The sequence below is a fragment of the Algoriphagus sp. SE2 genome, from assembly GCF_039563885.1.
Lineage (GTDB): Bacteria > Bacteroidota > Bacteroidia > Cytophagales > Cyclobacteriaceae > Algoriphagus.
The window spans coordinates 245,620-262,607 of the sequence record NZ_JBCLWJ010000005.1; the positions used below are offsets into that span (position 1 = coordinate 245,620).

Annotated in this window: 16 protein-coding genes and 1 tRNA gene; 3 read left to right on the plus strand and 14 right to left on the minus strand. The window is 36.8% G+C overall.

What is annotated here, in order from left to right; genetic code table 11:
* Positions 1-8: 8 nt before the first annotated feature.
* Positions 9-578 carry a YqgE/AlgH family protein gene (locus AAGF08_RS08580; protein WP_343510745.1) on the minus strand — a complete coding sequence of 190 codons (570 nt, stop codon included), beginning with the start codon at positions 576-578 and terminating at the stop codon, positions 9-11.
* A gap of 102 nt (positions 579-680) precedes the next feature.
* On the opposite strand from AAGF08_RS08580, the gene pdxH reads away from it, so the two are divergent.
* Positions 681-1,316, plus strand: coding sequence for a pyridoxamine 5'-phosphate oxidase (pdxH, locus tag AAGF08_RS08585; protein ID WP_343510746.1), 636 nt, complete (start codon positions 681-683; stop codon positions 1,314-1,316).
* On the opposite strand, the gene bshB1 is transcribed toward pdxH, so the two are convergent.
* The 8 genes from bshB1 to AAGF08_RS08625 all read right to left on the minus strand — a co-directional run bounded on the left by bshB1 (position 1,317) and on the right by AAGF08_RS08625 (position 10,002).
* A complete protein-coding gene (gene bshB1, locus AAGF08_RS08590; protein WP_343510747.1) occupies positions 1,317-2,036 on the minus strand; it encodes a bacillithiol biosynthesis deacetylase BshB1 in 720 nt (239 codons plus the stop codon). It abuts the gene before it with no gap.
* A gap of 18 nt (positions 2,037-2,054) precedes the next feature.
* Complete coding sequence (locus tag AAGF08_RS08595) at positions 2,055-3,098, minus strand: M23 family metallopeptidase (RefSeq protein ID WP_343510748.1); 1,044 nt, start codon at positions 3,096-3,098, stop codon at positions 2,055-2,057.
* A 9-nt stretch (positions 3,099-3,107) separates the two neighbouring features.
* Positions 3,108-4,052: a thioredoxin-disulfide reductase gene (gene trxB / locus AAGF08_RS08600; protein WP_343510749.1), complete on the minus strand. Its 945-nt coding sequence runs from the start codon at positions 4,050-4,052 to the stop codon at positions 3,108-3,110.
* A gap of 186 nt (positions 4,053-4,238) precedes the next feature.
* On the minus strand, positions 4,239-5,102 hold the full coding sequence (locus AAGF08_RS08605; RefSeq protein ID WP_026954085.1) for an RNA polymerase sigma factor RpoD/SigA: 864 nt from the start codon (positions 5,100-5,102) through the stop codon (positions 4,239-4,241).
* Positions 5,103-5,164: 62 nt separating this feature from the next.
* Positions 5,165-7,312: a polyribonucleotide nucleotidyltransferase gene (pnp, locus tag AAGF08_RS08610; protein WP_343510750.1), complete on the minus strand. Its 2,148-nt coding sequence runs from the start codon at positions 7,310-7,312 to the stop codon at positions 5,165-5,167.
* A gap of 98 nt (positions 7,313-7,410) precedes the next feature.
* A complete protein-coding gene (gene rpsO, locus AAGF08_RS08615; RefSeq protein WP_343510751.1) occupies positions 7,411-7,686 on the minus strand; it encodes a 30S ribosomal protein S15 in 276 nt (91 codons plus the stop codon).
* 61 nt (positions 7,687-7,747) lie between these two features.
* Positions 7,748-9,535 (minus strand): LptF/LptG family permease, encoded by a 1,788-nt coding sequence (locus AAGF08_RS08620; protein ID WP_343510752.1) that lies wholly within the window; start codon positions 9,533-9,535, stop codon positions 7,748-7,750.
* Positions 9,536-9,606: 71 nt separating this feature from the next.
* Positions 9,607-10,002 carry an START-like domain-containing protein gene (locus AAGF08_RS08625; protein WP_343510753.1) on the minus strand — a complete coding sequence of 132 codons (396 nt, stop codon included), beginning with the start codon at positions 10,000-10,002 and terminating at the stop codon, positions 9,607-9,609.
* A 333-nt stretch (positions 10,003-10,335) separates the two neighbouring features.
* Between AAGF08_RS08625 and AAGF08_RS08630 the strand changes: the two genes are divergently transcribed.
* Both AAGF08_RS08630 and AAGF08_RS08635 read left to right on the plus strand, forming a co-directional pair.
* Positions 10,336-10,409: transfer RNA gene (locus tag AAGF08_RS08630), tRNA-Met, on the plus strand.
* Positions 10,410-10,506: 97 nt separating this feature from the next.
* Complete coding sequence (locus tag AAGF08_RS08635; protein ID WP_343510754.1) at positions 10,507-11,829, plus strand: Nramp family divalent metal transporter; 1,323 nt, start codon at positions 10,507-10,509, stop codon at positions 11,827-11,829.
* A gap of 27 nt (positions 11,830-11,856) precedes the next feature.
* On the opposite strand, the gene AAGF08_RS08640 is transcribed toward AAGF08_RS08635, so the two are convergent.
* The 5 genes from AAGF08_RS08640 to thrS form a co-directional block, all read right to left on the minus strand.
* On the minus strand, positions 11,857-13,482 hold the full coding sequence (locus AAGF08_RS08640) for a DUF4038 domain-containing protein (protein ID WP_343510755.1): 1,626 nt from the start codon (positions 13,480-13,482) through the stop codon (positions 11,857-11,859).
* Between the two features lie 116 nt (positions 13,483-13,598).
* Complete coding sequence (gene rplT / locus AAGF08_RS08645) at positions 13,599-13,943, minus strand: 50S ribosomal protein L20 (RefSeq protein ID WP_343510756.1); 345 nt, start codon at positions 13,941-13,943, stop codon at positions 13,599-13,601.
* Between the two features lie 111 nt (positions 13,944-14,054).
* A complete protein-coding gene (rpmI, locus tag AAGF08_RS08650; RefSeq protein WP_087941465.1) occupies positions 14,055-14,249 on the minus strand; it encodes a 50S ribosomal protein L35 in 195 nt (64 codons plus the stop codon).
* 25 nt (positions 14,250-14,274) lie between these two features.
* On the minus strand, positions 14,275-14,829 hold the full coding sequence (gene infC / locus AAGF08_RS08655; protein WP_343510757.1) for a translation initiation factor IF-3: 555 nt from the start codon (positions 14,827-14,829) through the stop codon (positions 14,275-14,277).
* An 83-nt stretch (positions 14,830-14,912) separates the two neighbouring features.
* Positions 14,913-16,862 (minus strand): threonine--tRNA ligase, encoded by a 1,950-nt coding sequence (thrS, locus tag AAGF08_RS08660; RefSeq protein WP_343510758.1) that lies wholly within the window; start codon positions 16,860-16,862, stop codon positions 14,913-14,915.
* Positions 16,863-16,988: the final 126 nt, after the last annotated feature.

The window sequence follows — 16,988 nt, forward strand, 5'->3', positions numbered from 1 at the left end:
GATTTTGCCTAATTTAATCTTGGGTCTAAGGGATAATTTGCGATTACTTTAAACTCACCTCCCATATTTTTTAAAAGCTTTCTCCAAAGCTCATCCGGAGTATATTCAAAAATTTGGGAATCTACTTCGTCCTTGCAAACAATCCAAGTTTTTTCATTCAATTCTTCTTCCAATTGATCAAGCCCCCAACCACTGTATCCTATAAAAAACCTTACATTTTCAGGATCTATTAATCCTGTTTTCAGCTTTTCTACAAGCTGTTCATAATCACCTCCCCACCATAAATCTTTTCCAATTTGAATGCTTCTATCAAGTTCCTTCTCACCTGAATAAATATAATGCAGGGTGTTTTGTTCTACGGGGCCTCCAACAAAGACTTCATTTTCCAGGAACTCCAGATCTTGAACGAGCTCTCCTAATTTAAGAATTGAAACCTTGTTAATTACCAATCCAAAGCTTCCTTCTTCATTATGTTCACAAAGTAAGACTACTGATCTAACAAAATTTTCATCCTGCAGAAATGGCTCGGAAAGCAACAAGTCTCCTGCCTTTGGTGCTATTTTTTCATTTTGATTCATTCACTAGTTGGTATAATTCAAATAAAAATATAGATCATAATTTTTTAAAATCAATAGCGATAGTACATTTATCTAATAATTTTTATTGAAAATAAATTATTGATGAATATTTCAGCAATCCGTAAAGAGTATAGTCTAAAAACATTGGATATCAGTGATTTATCCAATAATCCTATAGATCAATTTAATGTCTGGTTTCAGGAAGCATTAGCTGCAAAAGTTATTGAAATAAATGCAATGACCCTATCTACAATCGGATTAGACGGCGTTCCTAATGCCAGAATCGTACTTTTAAAAGAAGTTGACACCGGATTCGTTTTTTTTACCAATTATGAAAGTCAAAAAGGAAAAGAGCTTGCTAAAACACCTTTCGCTTCTCTAACTTTTTTTTGGCCAGAACTCGAACGGCAGGTAAGGGTCAAAGGAAAAATAGAGAAGGTATCGCCAAAATTATCAGATGAATACTTCTTTTCCAGACCGATAGGATCACAACTAGGTGCATGGACCTCACCCCAAAGTCAAAAAATTGGTTCTCGAGAGGAACTTGAGGAAAGATTGAAAGCTGCTGAAAATAAATTTAAAGACACAACCATGACCAGACCTCCCCACTGGGGCGGATATAGATTAAATCCCAATTATGTAGAGTTCTGGCAAGGAAGGCCAAGTCGCTTACATGATAGAGTAGCCTATGAAAAAAATGAAAAGGATCATTGGGACCTAGCAATACTAGCTCCCTGATTATTTAAGATCAAATAAGTCTTTAACCCCGATGTGACGCTCTATAGTAAAACCTTCTCCATATGTTGTCATGATTCTATGACCAAACTCTCTGGCTCTTGACTCTATAAAAGGCAAGAATTCTGGATCTGATATAAAACTTGCCGGTTCCTGATTAGTAGGATCAAAAAATTGAGATTTGAAAGCTTTGATACTTTTGACTTTATCCTCCCAATAAGGGGTAATATCTACGATAAAATCGGGATTAATATGATTATTTTGAATGTAATGATAAACGTGTTTGGGTCTCCAAGCTTCTTGGTTTTTGCCATCTACAGTTGTCTCAATCTTTCGTAATCCACTCATGAAACAAGCTATGCTAGCTAAATCTGACCCTTTTCCATGATCAGGGTGCCTATCAGATACAGCATTTGCCAAAACAATTTCTGGTCTATATTTTCTTATTACTTCAATGAGTCTGAGTTGGTGCTCCTCATCATTTGAAAAATAAATATCCTTGAATTTCAAATTTTCTCGAATGGACAGTTTTAATATTTTTGCTGCCTCATCTGCCTCCTGAAGACGAAGTTCAGGAGTTCCCCGAGTACCCATTTCTCCTTGAGTCAGATCAACAATCCCTACTTTATTGCCTTTTTCTACTTGAGATAAAATTGTACCTGAACAGCCTAATTCTGCATCATCTGGATGTGCTGCAATCACCAAAATATCTAGTTTTGTCATTTTGACTATTGTTTAAACTTACCTAACCCGCAGGTTTTGTCCTATTCTTAAAATACTTCTGGAAGAAATTCCATTCAATCGTGTAATTGTGTTAACTGAGACTCTATATCTCCTTGCTATGGAACCTAAAGTTTCTCCTTTTTTAACTCTGTGATAAGCAGCAGTTCTAGCCTTTACTACATGTGAAAATGTATTGGGAGTTATTAAGAAATTTGGACCTATTATTTTTTCTTCATCAAATTCATACACATTTTGTGGATCAAAAGGTAAGCCCCTATATCTTAATTCATAATGTAAATGTGAACCGGTACTTCTACCTGTACTTCCACCTTTTGCTATTAAATCTCCGGCTTTTACTTCCTGCCCAACATCAACAAGAAATTTCGATAAGTGACCATAAAGCGTTTCAAGTCCATTTTTATGTCTTATAACCAAATAATAGCCATAGCCATATCGATCATAGGAACGGACTCTAACAATGCCATCAAAGCCACTATAAACAGGGTCTCCCGTAATAAGATCCAAGTCAGTTCCATAATGCCATCTACCCCATCTAGACCCAAAAGTTGATGTCACTGGAGTTTTTGCAAGTGGCATTTTCCAATCATACCCAAAAAAAGGGTCGTATAACCGGATATTTACAGAGTCCTGGAAAGTCTTAGGGTCAAAATTATAAATATCAATCTTCTTACTATCCCAACTCGAATAATATTCGTAGGCAGTTATCCAAATACTATCAATTTGAATTTGCTCTGAAACTTTGACTAATTTATTTGTAGGGGCCCATATCATCACATAAGGATCCTCACTTACAATTGATCTAACTTTGCCTAGGTTGACATTATTTTCAAAGATGATTGAGTCTGTGACAGAGGAAAGTGTTCTTAAATATGACTCCTGGTCAAAACTTCTAAATTCTATATTTCTGCGCTCCTGGGTTCCAGAACCAGAAGTATTAGTATTATTTTTCTTGATAATCTTTGGAAAAACTTGAGCATTGACTTCAAAGAAACCAATGCTCAAAATTAGTCCTAAAATTATTTTTAGAATGGAAGACCTCATGAATTGGGTTTATGGATTCTCAATTTCGGCCAAATACCGTTCTGCATCCAAAGCTGCCATACATCCAGTTCCTGCAGCGGTAACCGCCTGTCTATAAACATTATCTTGCGCATCTCCACAAGCGAAAACACCTTCGATATTAGTTTTAGACGTGCCTGGAATGGTTTTTATATAGCCGGAATTATCCATATGGATAAATTCCTTGAAAATCTCGGTATTTGGTTCGTGACCAATAGCAACAAAGAAGCCAGAAATTGCCAAATCTGATTTTTCTCCAGTTTTATTGTTAAGAATTCTTACCCCATTTACCTCTTCATCCCCTAGAATTTCATCTGTTTCGGTATTCCAGAGAATTTCAATCTTAGGATTATTTATAACACGCTTCTGCATGATTTGAGAGGCTCTCATTTCATCCCTTCTTACTAACATGTACACTTTCGAACAAATATTAGCTAAATAGGAAGCTTCCTCACAAGCGGTATCCCCAGCACCAACAATTGCGACTTCTTGATTTCTAAAGAAAAAGCCATCACAAACAGCACAGGCAGAAACTCCCTTTCCATTTAATCTCTCTTCACTATCAAGTCCAAGCCATTTTGCAGAAGCTCCAGTAGAGATAATTACAGTTTCTGCATGAATAGTTACCTGTTCATCTACAATAACTACTTTAGGGCTGGCATTAAAATCAACTTTTGTTACAAGTCCATATCTTACCTGCGTCCCAAATCTCTCCGCTTGCTTCCGAAAATCTTCCATCATCTGAGGTCCCATTACACCATCAGGGTAGCCAGGGTAGTTTTCAACATCATTCGTAATAGTCAACTGACCACCAGGTTGCCCTCCTGTATATAAAATTGGAGATAAACCTGCTCTAGAGGCGTAAATTGCTGCTGTATATCCTGCTGGACCTGAACCTATGATCAGTACTCGAACCTTTTCAATTTCTGGATTCATTAATAGCTTGTATTAAATCGGTTAAATTTTGTCAATAATGATGGGTAAACAATAATAGTCTCTGTTAAAGTTTCCAAAGACTTTCCAAATCAATCATTAGTCAATTTTGCAGTGGCAAAAATAGATGACCGAGCTGATTATATATTAAAAAAAGGGGCTAAAAGCCCCTTTCTATTTTTTTGACTTTTATCCCAAATAGGGCTTCAAGGTCTTACTTCTTGAAGTGTGTCTAAGTCTTCTTATTGCTTTTTCTTTAATCTGCCTAACTCGCTCTCTGGTCAAATTGAATTTTTCTCCAATTTCTTCCAAAGTCATGGCATGTTCACCGTTCAGGCCAAAATAAAGTGTAATTACGTCTGCTTCCCTTTGCGTCAAAGTTGATAATGCTCTTTGAACTTCCTTACGAAGAGAATCATTCATCAATCCATCATCTGGCTTCTCGTCACCGTCATTTTCCAAAACGTCGAGAAGGCTATTTTCTTCCCCCTGTACGAATGGAGCATCCATAGAAACATGACGACCAGATATTTTCATGGTATCTACTACTTCGCTTGCAGTTACTTCAAGAACTTCGGCTAATTCTTCCGGAGATGGCTCTCTTTCGAATTTTTGTTCAAGCTCGCTGAACGTTTTACTGATCTTATTCAAAGAACCTACTCTGTTCAAAGGCAAACGAACAATTCTTGATTGTTCTGCTAAAGCCTGAAGAATAGATTGTCTAATCCACCAAACTGCATAGGAAATAAACTTAAAACCACGAGTTTCATCGAATCTTTGAGCAGCCTTGATCAAGCCAAGATTACCTTCATTAATCAAGTCACCTAAAGAAAGTCCCTGATTCTGATACTGCTTTGCTACAGAAACAACAAAACGGAGGTTAGCTTTTGTAAGCTTTTCCAACGCTAATTGGTCGCCTTCTCTGATTCTCTTGGCCAGAACTACCTCTTCGTCTGCTGTTAACAGGTCTACCTTACCGATCTCCTGAAGATATTTATCCAGTGACTGGCTTTCTCTGTTGGTAATCTGTTTGCTAATTTTTAGCTGCCTCATTCAGAATTATGATTTGTGAAATTTAATTTAATAAGTTATTGTCAAAATAATCATTTACCTGATTAACCTTGTTCTTTTGAAGAAGGTTTTTCTGGTTTTGGCAATAAAGCTTTACGAGAAAGCTTGAATTTACCTGTCTTTTTATCGATATCGATTAATTTAACCATAATTTCTTCCCCTGGTTCAAGCACACCGTCCATAGACTCTACTCGTTCCCATTTTATTTCGGAGATATGTAGTAAACCATCTTTTCCCGGCATAAATTCCACAAATGCACCAAAAGGTTGAATATTTTTCACTTTGCCGGTATAGGTCTCTCCAATTTCAGGTTGAGCTACGATAGCTTTTATTCTACTGATGGCTGCATCCATGTTTGTCTGATTAGCAGAAAAAACACTAATTTTACCTTGATTATCAACCTCTTCAATAACAATTGTAGTAGAAGTATCTTTTTGGATTTCTTGAATTACTTTTCCACCCGGCCCAATTACGGCACCAATTAGCTCCTTAGGAATCATCATCAAGAATGATCTTGGTGTATGAGGTTTTAAGTCAGGCTTCGGTGCAGCAAGTGTTTTGGTGATTTCATCCAATATATGAAGACGACCTTCTTTTGCCTGTAGCAGCGCTTCTTTCAAAACTGAATAATCAAGCCCTTCTACTTTCAAATCCATTTGGCATGCAGTGATTCCTTTAGCAGTTCCTGTCACTTTGAAGTCCATATCACCTAAATGATCCTCATCTCCCAAAATATCAGAAAGAATTGAATAATTTCCGGTTTTAGAATCTGAGATCATGCCCATTGCGATACCTGTCACTGCAGATCTAATCGGGATTCCAGCATCCATTAATGCCAAGGAACCTGCACAAACAGTTGCCATTGAGGACGAACCGTTTGATTCCAAAATATCAGAAACAATACGAATTGTGTAAGGATTTTCCTCTGCGGGAGGAAGTACTTTTTTCAAAGCTCGCATGGCAAGGTTACCATGACCTACTTCTCTTCTTCCTGGTCCTCTGTTTGGTTTTACTTCACCAGTAGAGAATCCAGGGAAGTTATAATGAAGATAAAATTTATTATACCCTGAAATAGTTGCTCCATCTACCATCATCTCATCCATCTTTGTACCAAGGGTACAAGTAGTAAGAGATTGAGTTTCACCTCTGGTAAAAACAGCAGATCCATGGGCAGAAGGGAGATAGTCAACTACAGACCAGATAGGTCTTACCTCATTGAGTTTTCTTCCATCTAATCTTTTCTTTTCATTTAAAGTCAAATTTCTGGCAGCTTCTTTATGAATTTTGCTGAAATAAGGACCTATTAGACTTTCTTCAAATCCGTGTTCCTCTCCAAGGTTTGCTGCAAATTCTTCTTTGATTTCTTTGATCAAAGCGGAACGTTCGGATTTATTTGCAATTTGCTTACTAACTGAAGCATAAAGTTTATCATAAACTTCAGCTTTCATTTTATCGAAAAGTGCAGGATCAGATTTCTCATGAGTATATTCTCTTTTTACCTCTTTCCCTACAAGTTTTGTTAATTCTATCTGAGCTTGGCAATGTCTCTTGATTTCCTCATGAGCAAATTGCATTGCTTCAAGCATTTCTTCCTCCTGAATTTCATTTGCTTCTCCTTCAACCATCAAGATAAAGTCAAGAGAACCAGCTACAATAAATTCCAATGAAGCTTTTTCCAACTCGGTGGGAGTTGGGTTGATTTTTAGTTTTCCCTCAATTTTCGCTACGCGAACTTCAGAGATTGGTCCGTTGAAAGGAATGTCAGAAACAGCTAAAGCAGCTGAAGCCGCTAGACCTGCTAATGCGTCTGGAAGAACGTCTTCGTCTCCACTTACAAGAGTAATAGCAATTTGCGTATCTGCGTGATAGTCATCTGGGAAGATAGGACGTATCGCTCTATCTACAATTCTACTTATTAAAATCTCGTAATCAGAAAGTCTTCCCTCCCTTTTCAAAAATCCTCCAGGAATTTTTCCAGAGGAAGCAAATTTTTCTTGGTAGTCAACAGACATAGGTAAAAAATCCACCCCTTCACCAGCTTCTTTTTTAGATACAACTGTAGCTAAAAGCATGGCTTTTCCCATCTTCACTACAACAGACCCATCAGCTTGCTTTGCTAATGCTCCTGTTTCAATAATAATTTCTCTGCCATCTTCTAGGGTGATGGTCTTGGTGATCAAGTTTGGTAACATAAATACGTATTAGTATGAAAGCGTCAATATATAAAAGTGAGTGATACCCATAAAAAAGAAAAAGTAAGGTCCCCTATTTAGAGAACCTTACTAAAGGGTTATTTTCTAATTCCTAAGTCGGCAATGATAGATCTGTATCTCTCAATTTCTTTCTTATAAAGATAATCTAGAAGAGATCTTCTCTTACCTACTAGTTTCAAAAGACCAAGTCTGGAAGAGTGATCTTTCTTATTTGACTTCAAATGCTCAGTCAAATGTTTAATTCTGTGCGTAAAGAGGGCAATCTGAGACTCAGGCGATCCTGTGTCAGTTTCAGATTTTAACCGTCCATGATTCTTAAACAACTCTTGTTTCTTCTCTGAATTTAAATACATGTTTAGCTAAATTTTTTTAAAACAACCACAAAGGTAAGGCTATTATTTATATAATAAAAGTTCAGATCCTATTTGGTCCAAGAACTTTCAGGTGTTTTTGAAGACTTTTCCAAATCCCTAGATAAAAATCAGGCTCAAACAATCTTGTATCATTTCTAGCCTGTTTCAAAAAGAACAAACCAAAAGGCAATAAACATAAATTAGAAAACCATGTTCCAAAAAGTGGATCTACTATTCCTTCCTTAGCCCACTTTTCTCCTGAAATAGTCAACATATAATAAATGATGAAAAATATAATCGAAATCAATACAGGCATTCCTAATCCTCCTTTCTTTATAATGGCACCTAAAGGAGCTCCGATCAAAAACATAACGAAGCAAGCAAAAGCCTGTGTATATTTTTGGTACCAGGAAATCTGATACCTCCTATATTCTCTTTGATCTGTATCAATCTGAGCTTTTTTGATGTCAAATGAATTTTTTAAATTCCGTGAATTATTCATTGCCATTGTCAAGGCATTTGTAATATATCCTTGCTGATAGACAATAGAATCTATCCTCGCTTTCTCTTCACTTGTTAAAGGTGTTGTTCTTTTCTTTTTAACCTGAACCGTTTTATTTAAAACCGGAACTTTTGAAGAATCATTTTCAGACTCCTTTTCTTTATTTATCGTATTTCCTCTATTAATTAATCTTTTCTGTTGGAACAAAGAGTCATTTGCAAGTGCCTTTGTACTATTAACAACATTCCCTTTTAGGTTTTTACCATCACTAATAGAATCTGTAGGCCTATTTAAAATCACCTCCGCTCTTTTAGCACTATCCTGCTTTTCTTTAATTCTACCTAGTGAATCAGTAATAGCCCTCTCCCTCTCCATTTTAACCTGACGAATAGAATCATCAAAAGCCCTTCTTTCTTTAATATGAGGCAAGGGCTCTAATTTTCGCTCTCTCGTGAAAAATGGATAGACAGATTCTGCAGCTTGATAATTCTGATAAACCTTATCATTGACAAGTGTATTTATCGAGTCTAAACCCTTCTTTATTCCCGAAATATCTTTAATAGCCCGATTGGTAGACCAGAGGTCTTCCGGAGTTCTGCTCAGTTGAAAAGCATCAAGATTAAAAATGATTACATTTTCATCAAAAGTCGCCCTACTGAATTCTACTGGTTTTTCAGAAATACCTCTTGTCGCCCTAGATTCTTTATAATTGGTTCCTTTATATAAAGTCAACCTCATATAGTTATCATTAAAAAATGGCTCCATACGACCAGAATCAGCCAAAGTAACATTCAAATTACCTTGTCCCTCATTATGATTATATATGATAATATCTCTTAGTCTTACGTCATCCAACTTCCGATTTACTTTTATACTGTAACCTGGTATACCATCATAAAATACCCCCTCTTTGATATCGAGTGCAGGTGATTTCATCCGTATGTCATATAAAAGACTAAAGGTCTTTAGGTTTACTTTTGGAACAAGATGATTATTAGATAGGTAAGCTGCGAATGCAAGGATAATTACAAATACACCAATAGGCCGTAAAGCTCTTATGAGAGATATGCCGCTACTTTTTATTGCAGTGAGTTCGAAATGCTCTCCAAGATTGCCGAAGGTCATTAAGCTGGATAACAATACTGCGAGAGGCAAAGCCATAGGAGAAATACTGATTACAAAATAAGAAATCAGCTCCATGTAAATCCAAAACCCAAGACCTTTCCCGAAGATTTCATCAAAATACTTCAACATGTTGACAGTCAACAGGATGAAATCAACGACTAAAAATGTTAATAAAAATGGGCCTATAAAAGACCCAAGAATAAGCTTATCAAGTTTTTTCATGCGCAACTTACTTCCAAGCGGATTTACGTCCTTTTAGAAATGAAGTTCAAAAATGGTGATTAGAATTCACATTACCCACCAATTATTTCTTTGAGGCTCCCAATTAATCCCTCCCATATTGCGGTGAGTTCTTCATTGCTGTAGCTATCAGAGTAATCAATCACCTTCAGAAACAAAGATTGTGTCAATTCATTCTCTTCTAATTTAAATTCTATATATGAATGATCTGTATTGTCAGGGTCGTCAGGATCATAAAACTCAAATTTTACATGGGAATTCGTTCGAATCGAAGCAAGCTTAGCATAATGATCTTCATTATCGAAATTGAAAATATAATTTTTATCCTCATTTATTCTGACTTCATCAGCAAACCATTCTTCCAAACCGCTGGCTGTACTTAAATATTGAAAAACAATTTTTTTAGAGGCATTGATTTGATAATCAGCAACAAATTTATTTTTGACCATGACATCTACTTTTTCTTTGCGAAAAATTCATTTTTTTAAAGAACTCAAACTTGCATTTCACAGGACAAGACCTCATATTTGCATTCCCATTCGAAAGGGAGGTTTTCGGGTTTAAATACTTTTTATTTAAGCCTTTGATATTTTGGATTTCGTCGGCGGTTTAATATAGCCATTAATTTCAAATATCAATACTTGAAAAACGTTTCTAGTATTTAAAAAAACTAAATAGTATTAGAGAATATTGCTTTTAATACCTGAGCAGTCAGTTCATTACAAAACCATTTGAGAGGTTTGAAAACAGTATTATTCTAACAATAAAACTTAAAAATATTTGGCGAGGTAGCTCAGTTGGTTAGAGCGCAGGATTCATAACCCTGAGGTCACGGGTTCAACTCCCGTCCTCGCTACTCAAAGGCTTTCAGAAATGGAAGCCTTTTTTATTTTCTTTTCTTCCTATCCACTCTATTTGTCTAGTGAATAACCATATTTTCCTATTTTTAATGGATGTTATCGCCCGAAATAAAAAACCCTCCCTCCTCCTTAATTGAAAAATTTAAGTTTCTCGGTCCAGGGTTTATTCTTTCAGCTTCCATCGTCGGGTCTGGTGAATTGATAGCCACTACAGTACTTGGTGCCGAAGGAGGATTTATCACTTTTTGGGTTATTCTGGTGAGTTGTTTGATTAAAGTTGCCATCCAATTGGAATTTGGAAAGAATGCAATCATAACAGGAAAGCCGCTTATGACATCTTTCTCATTGTTACCTGGACCAAAAAACTGGGCTGTTTGGAGTACATTTCTATTAACTGTTTTCAAAATAGTACAATTGGGGGGAATGATTGGTGGAGCTGCAATAGCTCTCAATATGTTGATCCCTAAGCTCTCTCCTATTTTGTTGGCATTTATTCTAGGGGCATTGACTAGTCTTTTGATTTACCGGAATTACTACAAAATAGTAGAGCGAACCTCCATGTTGATGGTATTTGGTTTTACAATTTTCACGCTTGCATCTGTAATAGCCGTGAGTTATAGTCCTTATGCTTTTACTTTTACTGATGTATTGAGTGGCTTGACCTTCGATTTACCTTCAAATTTAATTTTTGTCGCAATAGGAGCATTTGGAATAACTGGAGTCGCAAGTGATGAAATAATTGCCTATTCCTACTGGTGTTTAGAGAAAGGGTATGCCAAATTCACTGGTCATAATGATGGTAGCGAGGAATGGAAGATTCGGGCAAATGGATGGATAAAAATCATGTATTTGGATGCTTTTGTCGCCATGATTATTTACACAATTGTGACTTCAGCATTTTATTTATTGGGCGCATCCATTCTATATGGTAATGAATCGATCCCAAACGGAAATCAACTCATAGAAAAATTAGCCAATATCTATACACAAACGCTAGGTGAAGATGCACGACTTGCATATATAACAGGTGCATTTTTCGTTCTCTTTTCAAGTGTCTTTGCAACACTGGCCTATTGGACAAGACTTCTTCCGGATATCTTTGGTGAGTTAAGATGGATAAACTATGATAACCTAAAAACAAGGAAAACCTGGGTAGCTATTTTAGCCTGGTCCTTACCAATATTATGGGCTTTTGCTTTTGCATATATCAATCTCCCGGCATTTATGGTCTTATCCGGAGGGGTAGTCGGCTCTGTTTTGCTTTTATTGGTTGTTTATGCTGCAATTCAATTTCGGGTCAAAAACTCTCCTTTAAAGTTAAGTACAGGTTTTTTTTCTTCGATTATGTTTTGGTTAAGTGTGCTATCTATCGTTTTAGTTTCCTTCTATGGAATTATCAAGCTTTTCTGGTTTTAGTGAATGGTACAATTTGAGAGTTGAATTTTATTTCTCCTTCAAAATCAAAATCATATCCTGATTAAAAGGATTTTCAAAAAAAAGGATATTTCCATTTTTGCTTAAATCAGCCTTCAAATAAGAATTATTTACGGGATCAAACCATTGGGCTGCATATTCGATTCCATTAAGTTCGTAAAGTTTAATTGTCTGTTTTACAGGAGTATAGACTAAAATCGAAGAGCGGTTTTCATTAGCTACAACTGATATAAAATGATCGAATGTTTTTTCTCCTGGTTGTTCTACAATTAATTCATTCGCGGGTCTAAATTCCCACCAATTAAAAGAATTGATAAACCTGTTTAAATACCCAACTTGAATACTTCCATCAAACTCAATACTTTCTCTCCAAGTGTGGGTTCCTTTAGCCTCTTCATGGTTTTCGATCACCTCTCCCTTTCGAAGCCAAGGCCAAATTCCATTGGCACCATAAGTAATTCCAGAAATAGGTGCTGAAAAAACACTCCAATAGGATGCGTTTCTGACATCTTCAGCAGTTATTTTAAAAAAGATTTCCTCATAGTTGGGTTCTGTATTCATAATTGGCATTGGTCGTAGCTTATCCCAAGTTTGGGCTACAGGCCCTTTATTTATCCAATCAACAGTGTTTTTAGAATTAGAATGGGATGATTGATAGGTAATTACATCATACCAATCCTGATTCTCATATAAATCTCCAATCCAAGAAAGTCCGTGTGGATGTAATGTAACAAGTCCCTGATGTTTATCCTCTCCAAAAATTTGTGATCCAATTGATTTCCATCTATCCTCCAAATCCCCATAATATTTACCGTCTCCACCAAGTGTCCATAACACATGGTTCCCTTGATAGCGCGCAACTATATATTTGCCGAGTAACACCGCTTCCCTGATCGGTAAATAATAGCCAGGACTCAACTCAGTACCAGGTCCAAAAGGAAGAGCCCAAAGAATTACAGGAGAAACAAGTAAGCCTTTGCTATTTGCTTCCTCAATTTTCTTATCGATTCGTTTAAAGAATTCTGGATCTACTTCAATTCTACCGGAACCCGTAAAAGCTACTCTCCCCTCTGCATTGGTGGATCCTCCCCTCCATTGCGTTGTGACAAGTTGAATGGTGTTATAATGATTGTCTTTCCTATGATTCAGATATTGCTCCCACTCCTCATCAGTGGATTTTAAAGCTCCATTCCATGCGGTACATGCTGTCCAAAAAAAGGGACTACCATTAGAATGTGTCAAATGATAAGTCCCTTTTGGATGTATAATATTTCCCTTTTGATATAAATCTAGCTGGGTATCATTTTCAATACATTCAAAGGTTCCACTGACTTCATTCAATCCAGCATTTTCTTTGTCAGAAGAAATACTTTTAAAAGTCCATGTTCCAAGCTCATCAGGCATAAACCTTACTTTCCAAGTTCTGCCTCCATCCCAAAAGCCCCTAACCGTTTTTTCTATTCCTGATGGAGAGGAAAAAATAATATCAAAGGTGCTCACATTATACAGAGCATTTTCATATTCTTTTAAACTGATAAAAGTATGTTCAAAACGATCAAATATTTTTGTTTGGCTTATCGCAAAATGCGAGATCATTAAAAGTCCCAAGAAGAAAGCTACATTTCTAATTCTCATATAGGTATGGTTTTCAATGAAATTACAAAAAATCAAACACAACCGACTTCCAAAAAATGAGAGGCAAAAAAAAGCCTTCCCGAGGGAAGGCTTTTGCAAAATAAGACAGTGCAATCTTATTTCACTCTTTCAACTACAGCTTTAAATGCTTCTGGGTGATTCATAGCTAAATCCGCCAAAACCTTACGGTTAAGTTCGATTTCTGCTTTCTTCAACAATCCCATTAATTGAGAATAAGACACGCCGTGCTCTCTAGCACCTGCGTTGATACGCTGAATCCATAAAGCTCTGAACTCTCTTTTCTTTGCTTTACGATCTCTGTACGCATACTGAAGACCTTTCTCATACTTGTTTTTGGCTACTGTCCAAACGTTGCTACCTCTTCCGAAATAACCTTTTGTGGCTTTTAGCACTTTTTTTCTTCTTGCTCTTGACGCTACTGCGTTTACCGATCTAGGCATAGTTTTTTGTTTTTTGACAGTTGGTGCCCCGAATACTCGAGATCTTGATTACCAAAATGTCTGGTGAATAAATAAACCTTAATTAATTAATTTTTAAGCTACTGTTGAAAATCAGATTCTCAACATGTCTCTTACTCTACCCTCGTCAGATTCATGAACTAAACCAGTTTTGGTTAAGTTTCTTTTTCTTTTGGTAGCTTTTTTAGTCAGGATATGGCTTTTGAAAGCGTGTTTCCTTTTGATCTTACCGGTTCCCGTTAAAGCGAACCTCTTCTTTGCACTTGATTTGGTTTTTACTTTTGGCATTTTGCTGTATTTATTTAGTTGAAATTTATTTTTTACCTGCTTTCGGCGCAATAAAAATGTTCATTCTCTTACCTTCCATTTTGGGAAGCTGCTCTACTGCTCCTAAATCCTCAAGAGCTTGAGCAAATTTCAATAAAAGCATTTCTCCCCTTTCCTTAAATACAATCGTACGACCTACAAAATGTACGTAGGCTTTTACTTTTGCACCTTCTTTTAGAAAGTTTTGAGCATGCTTAACTTTGAAATTAAAATCATGTTCATCCGTATTAGGACCGAATCTAATTTCCTTCAAAACAACTTTCGCAGCGTTAGCTTTGATTTCTTTTTGCTTCTTTTTCTGCTCATATTTAAACTTTGCATAATCAAGAATCTTACAAACTGGAGGATCAACATTAGGTGAAATCTCTACAAGATCCAGGTCATTTTCCTGAGCAAGCTTTATTGCTTTTTCAGTTTGAAGCAATGCGTTGCCTCCTTCTACGAAGTCACCAACAACTCTGACTTCACGAGCTCTGATTTTCTGGTTTACTTTATAAGGTTCTTCTTGCCGACCTCTATACGGTTGTCTGTTGTTTCTCAAGTTTGATTAGTTGTTTTTATGAAATTGCCTGCAAATATCGGAATTATTTCTAATTAAGAAAAGAACAATCGATTATTACCAATTTATGGCTTACTAAGCGATGCTGAAATAATCCCATTAAAATACTTTATAAACTCCTCCGGTGAGTAGTTACCTAGATCGCCTTCACCATGCTTTCTTACAGAAAGTATACGTTCTTCTTGTTCCTTCTCCCCTACAATCAACATAAACGGCACTTTCTTAACCTCTGAGTCACGGATCTTACGACCAATTTTCTCATCTCTATTATCTATGGAACCTGTAATCCCAGCTTCCTCCAATATTTCCTTTATTTCTTCAGCATAATCTACAAATTTTTCAGAAATAGGAAGAATATTAATTTGCTCAGGAGAGAGCCAAAGCGGAAAATTACCTGCACAGTGCTCAATCAGAACTGCCACAAATCGCTCTAAAGAACCAAACGGCGCTCTGTGTATCATCACAGGTCTGTGTTTCTGATTATCAGAACCAATATACTCCAATTGGAACCTTTCTGGCAATTGATAATCTACTTGTATAGTTCCTAGTTGCCATTTTCTTCCTAAAGCATCCTTAACCATAAAATCAAGTTTTGGACCATAAAAAGCTGCTTCTCCAAGTTCTGTAACGGTTTCCAATCCTTTCTCAGCAGCAGCTTCAATAATAGCAGCTTCAGCTTTATCCCAAGCTTCATCCCCGCCGATATATTTAGAAGGATTTTCAGGATCTCTTAATGATATCTGAGCGGTATAATCTTCAAAACCAAGAGCCTTGAACACATAAAGCACCAAATCAATTACTTTTATGAATTCTTCTTTCACCTGATCTGGTCTACAGAAGATATGCGCATCATCCTGGGTAAATCCTCGAACGCGTGTCAAACCATGCAATTCACCACTTTGCTCATAGCGGTAAACAGTTCCAAATTCTGCATATCGAATTGGTAACTCCTTATAAGAATGTGGCTTATGCTTATAAATCTCGCAGTGATGCGGGCAGTTCATTGGCTTCAACAAAAACTCCTCACCTTCATGTGGAGTCGTGATAGGTTGAAAGGAATCCTTCCCGTATTTCTCATAGTGACCAGAAGTTTCATACAAAACTTTGTGTCCAATGTGAGGAGTAGTCACCTGCTGATATCCTGATTTATCCTGCGCCTTTTTCATAAAATTAATCAGGCGCTCACGCAATAGGGTTCCTTTTGGCAACCAAAGTGGAAGCCCCATCCCTACTTTTTCAGAGAAAGTAAACAGTTCAAGTTCTCTTCCCAACTTTCTGTGATCCCGCTTTTTGGCTTCCTCTATTAAAGTTAGGTACTCAGTAAGTTCTTTGGCTTTTGGAAAGGTCACCCCATAAATACGGGTCAACATTTTACGGTTTTCATCCCCTCTCCAATAAGCACCAGCGATATTTGTAAGCTTTACAGCTTTTATAAATCCTGTATTTGGGATATGTGGGCCCCTACATAAATCGGTAAAGTTTCCCTGCTCATAAAAAGTAATGGTACCGTCTTCAAGTCCTTCCAAAAGGTCCAGCTTATATTCATCACCTTTCTGCTGGTAATACGCAACTGCATCTTTTTTGGAAATTTCTTTTCGGATGTATTCATTCTTTTCCCGAGCCAATTCCACCATCTTCTTCTCAATGGCTTCTAACTCAGATCCATCCAAGGTCTTATCTCCAAAATCTACATCGTAATAAAATCCGGTCTCAATTGGAGGGCCGATACCAAACTTGATACCTGGATGCAAGGCTTCAAGCGCTTCTGCCAACAAGTGAGCGGAAGAATGCCAAAAGGTATTTTTACCTTCTCCATCATTCCATGTCAATAGTTGAACTGAAGCATCTTCTTTAATAGGTCGAGTGGCATCCCAAACTTGACCATTAACTTTTGCGGCTAGAACATTCCTTGCTAAACCCTCGCTGATACTGGCAGCAATCTGTAGACCGGTAGTTCCTTTTTCAAACTCCTTCACAGTGCCATCTGGAAGGGTGATTTTAATCTGTTGTGACATTTGTAAATTTATTTCTGCCCATACAAACAGGCATTTGGTTTAAGTTGCAAATATGCAAATAGGCTTTGCAACCAAAAAATTTATGGGAAAGGAATGCAGAAAAGAAACGTTATTTCTTCGGAGTAT

Excerpts from the sequence above, each read along its gene's own strand:
- pdxH (WP_343510746.1), top strand. The coding sequence starts at position 681 with ATGAATATTTCAGCAATCCGTAAAGAGTATAGTCTAAAAACATTGGAT.
- AAGF08_RS08635 (WP_343510754.1), top strand. The coding sequence starts at position 10,507 with ATGTTATCGCCCGAAATAAAAAACCCTCCCTCCTCCTTAATTGAAAAA.
- AAGF08_RS08580 (WP_343510745.1), bottom strand. The coding sequence starts at position 578 with ATGAATCAAAATGAAAAAATAGCACCAAAGGCAGGAGACTTGTTGCTT.
- AAGF08_RS08640 (WP_343510755.1), bottom strand. The coding sequence starts at position 13,482 with ATGAGAATTAGAAATGTAGCTTTCTTCTTGGGACTTTTAATGATCTCG.
- AAGF08_RS08620 (WP_343510752.1), bottom strand. The coding sequence starts at position 9,535 with ATGAAAAAACTTGATAAGCTTATTCTTGGGTCTTTTATAGGCCCATTT.
- AAGF08_RS08605 (WP_026954085.1), bottom strand. The coding sequence starts at position 5,102 with ATGAGGCAGCTAAAAATTAGCAAACAGATTACCAACAGAGAAAGCCAG.
- bshB1 (WP_343510747.1), bottom strand. The coding sequence starts at position 2,036 with ATGACAAAACTAGATATTTTGGTGATTGCAGCACATCCAGATGATGCA.
- rplT (WP_343510756.1), bottom strand. The coding sequence starts at position 13,943 with ATGCCTAGATCGGTAAACGCAGTAGCGTCAAGAGCAAGAAGAAAAAAA.
- rpsO (WP_343510751.1), bottom strand. The coding sequence starts at position 7,686 with ATGTATTTAAATTCAGAGAAGAAACAAGAGTTGTTTAAGAATCATGGA.
- pnp (WP_343510750.1), bottom strand. The coding sequence starts at position 7,312 with ATGTTACCAAACTTGATCACCAAGACCATCACCCTAGAAGATGGCAGA.
- trxB (WP_343510749.1), bottom strand. The coding sequence starts at position 4,052 with ATGAATCCAGAAATTGAAAAGGTTCGAGTACTGATCATAGGTTCAGGT.
- thrS (WP_343510758.1), bottom strand. The coding sequence starts at position 16,862 with ATGTCACAACAGATTAAAATCACCCTTCCAGATGGCACTGTGAAGGAG.
- AAGF08_RS08625 (WP_343510753.1), bottom strand. The coding sequence starts at position 10,002 with ATGGTCAAAAATAAATTTGTTGCTGATTATCAAATCAATGCCTCTAAA.
- rpmI (WP_087941465.1), bottom strand. The coding sequence starts at position 14,249 with ATGCCAAAAGTAAAAACCAAATCAAGTGCAAAGAAGAGGTTCGCTTTA.
- AAGF08_RS08595 (WP_343510748.1), bottom strand. The coding sequence starts at position 3,098 with ATGAGGTCTTCCATTCTAAAAATAATTTTAGGACTAATTTTGAGCATT.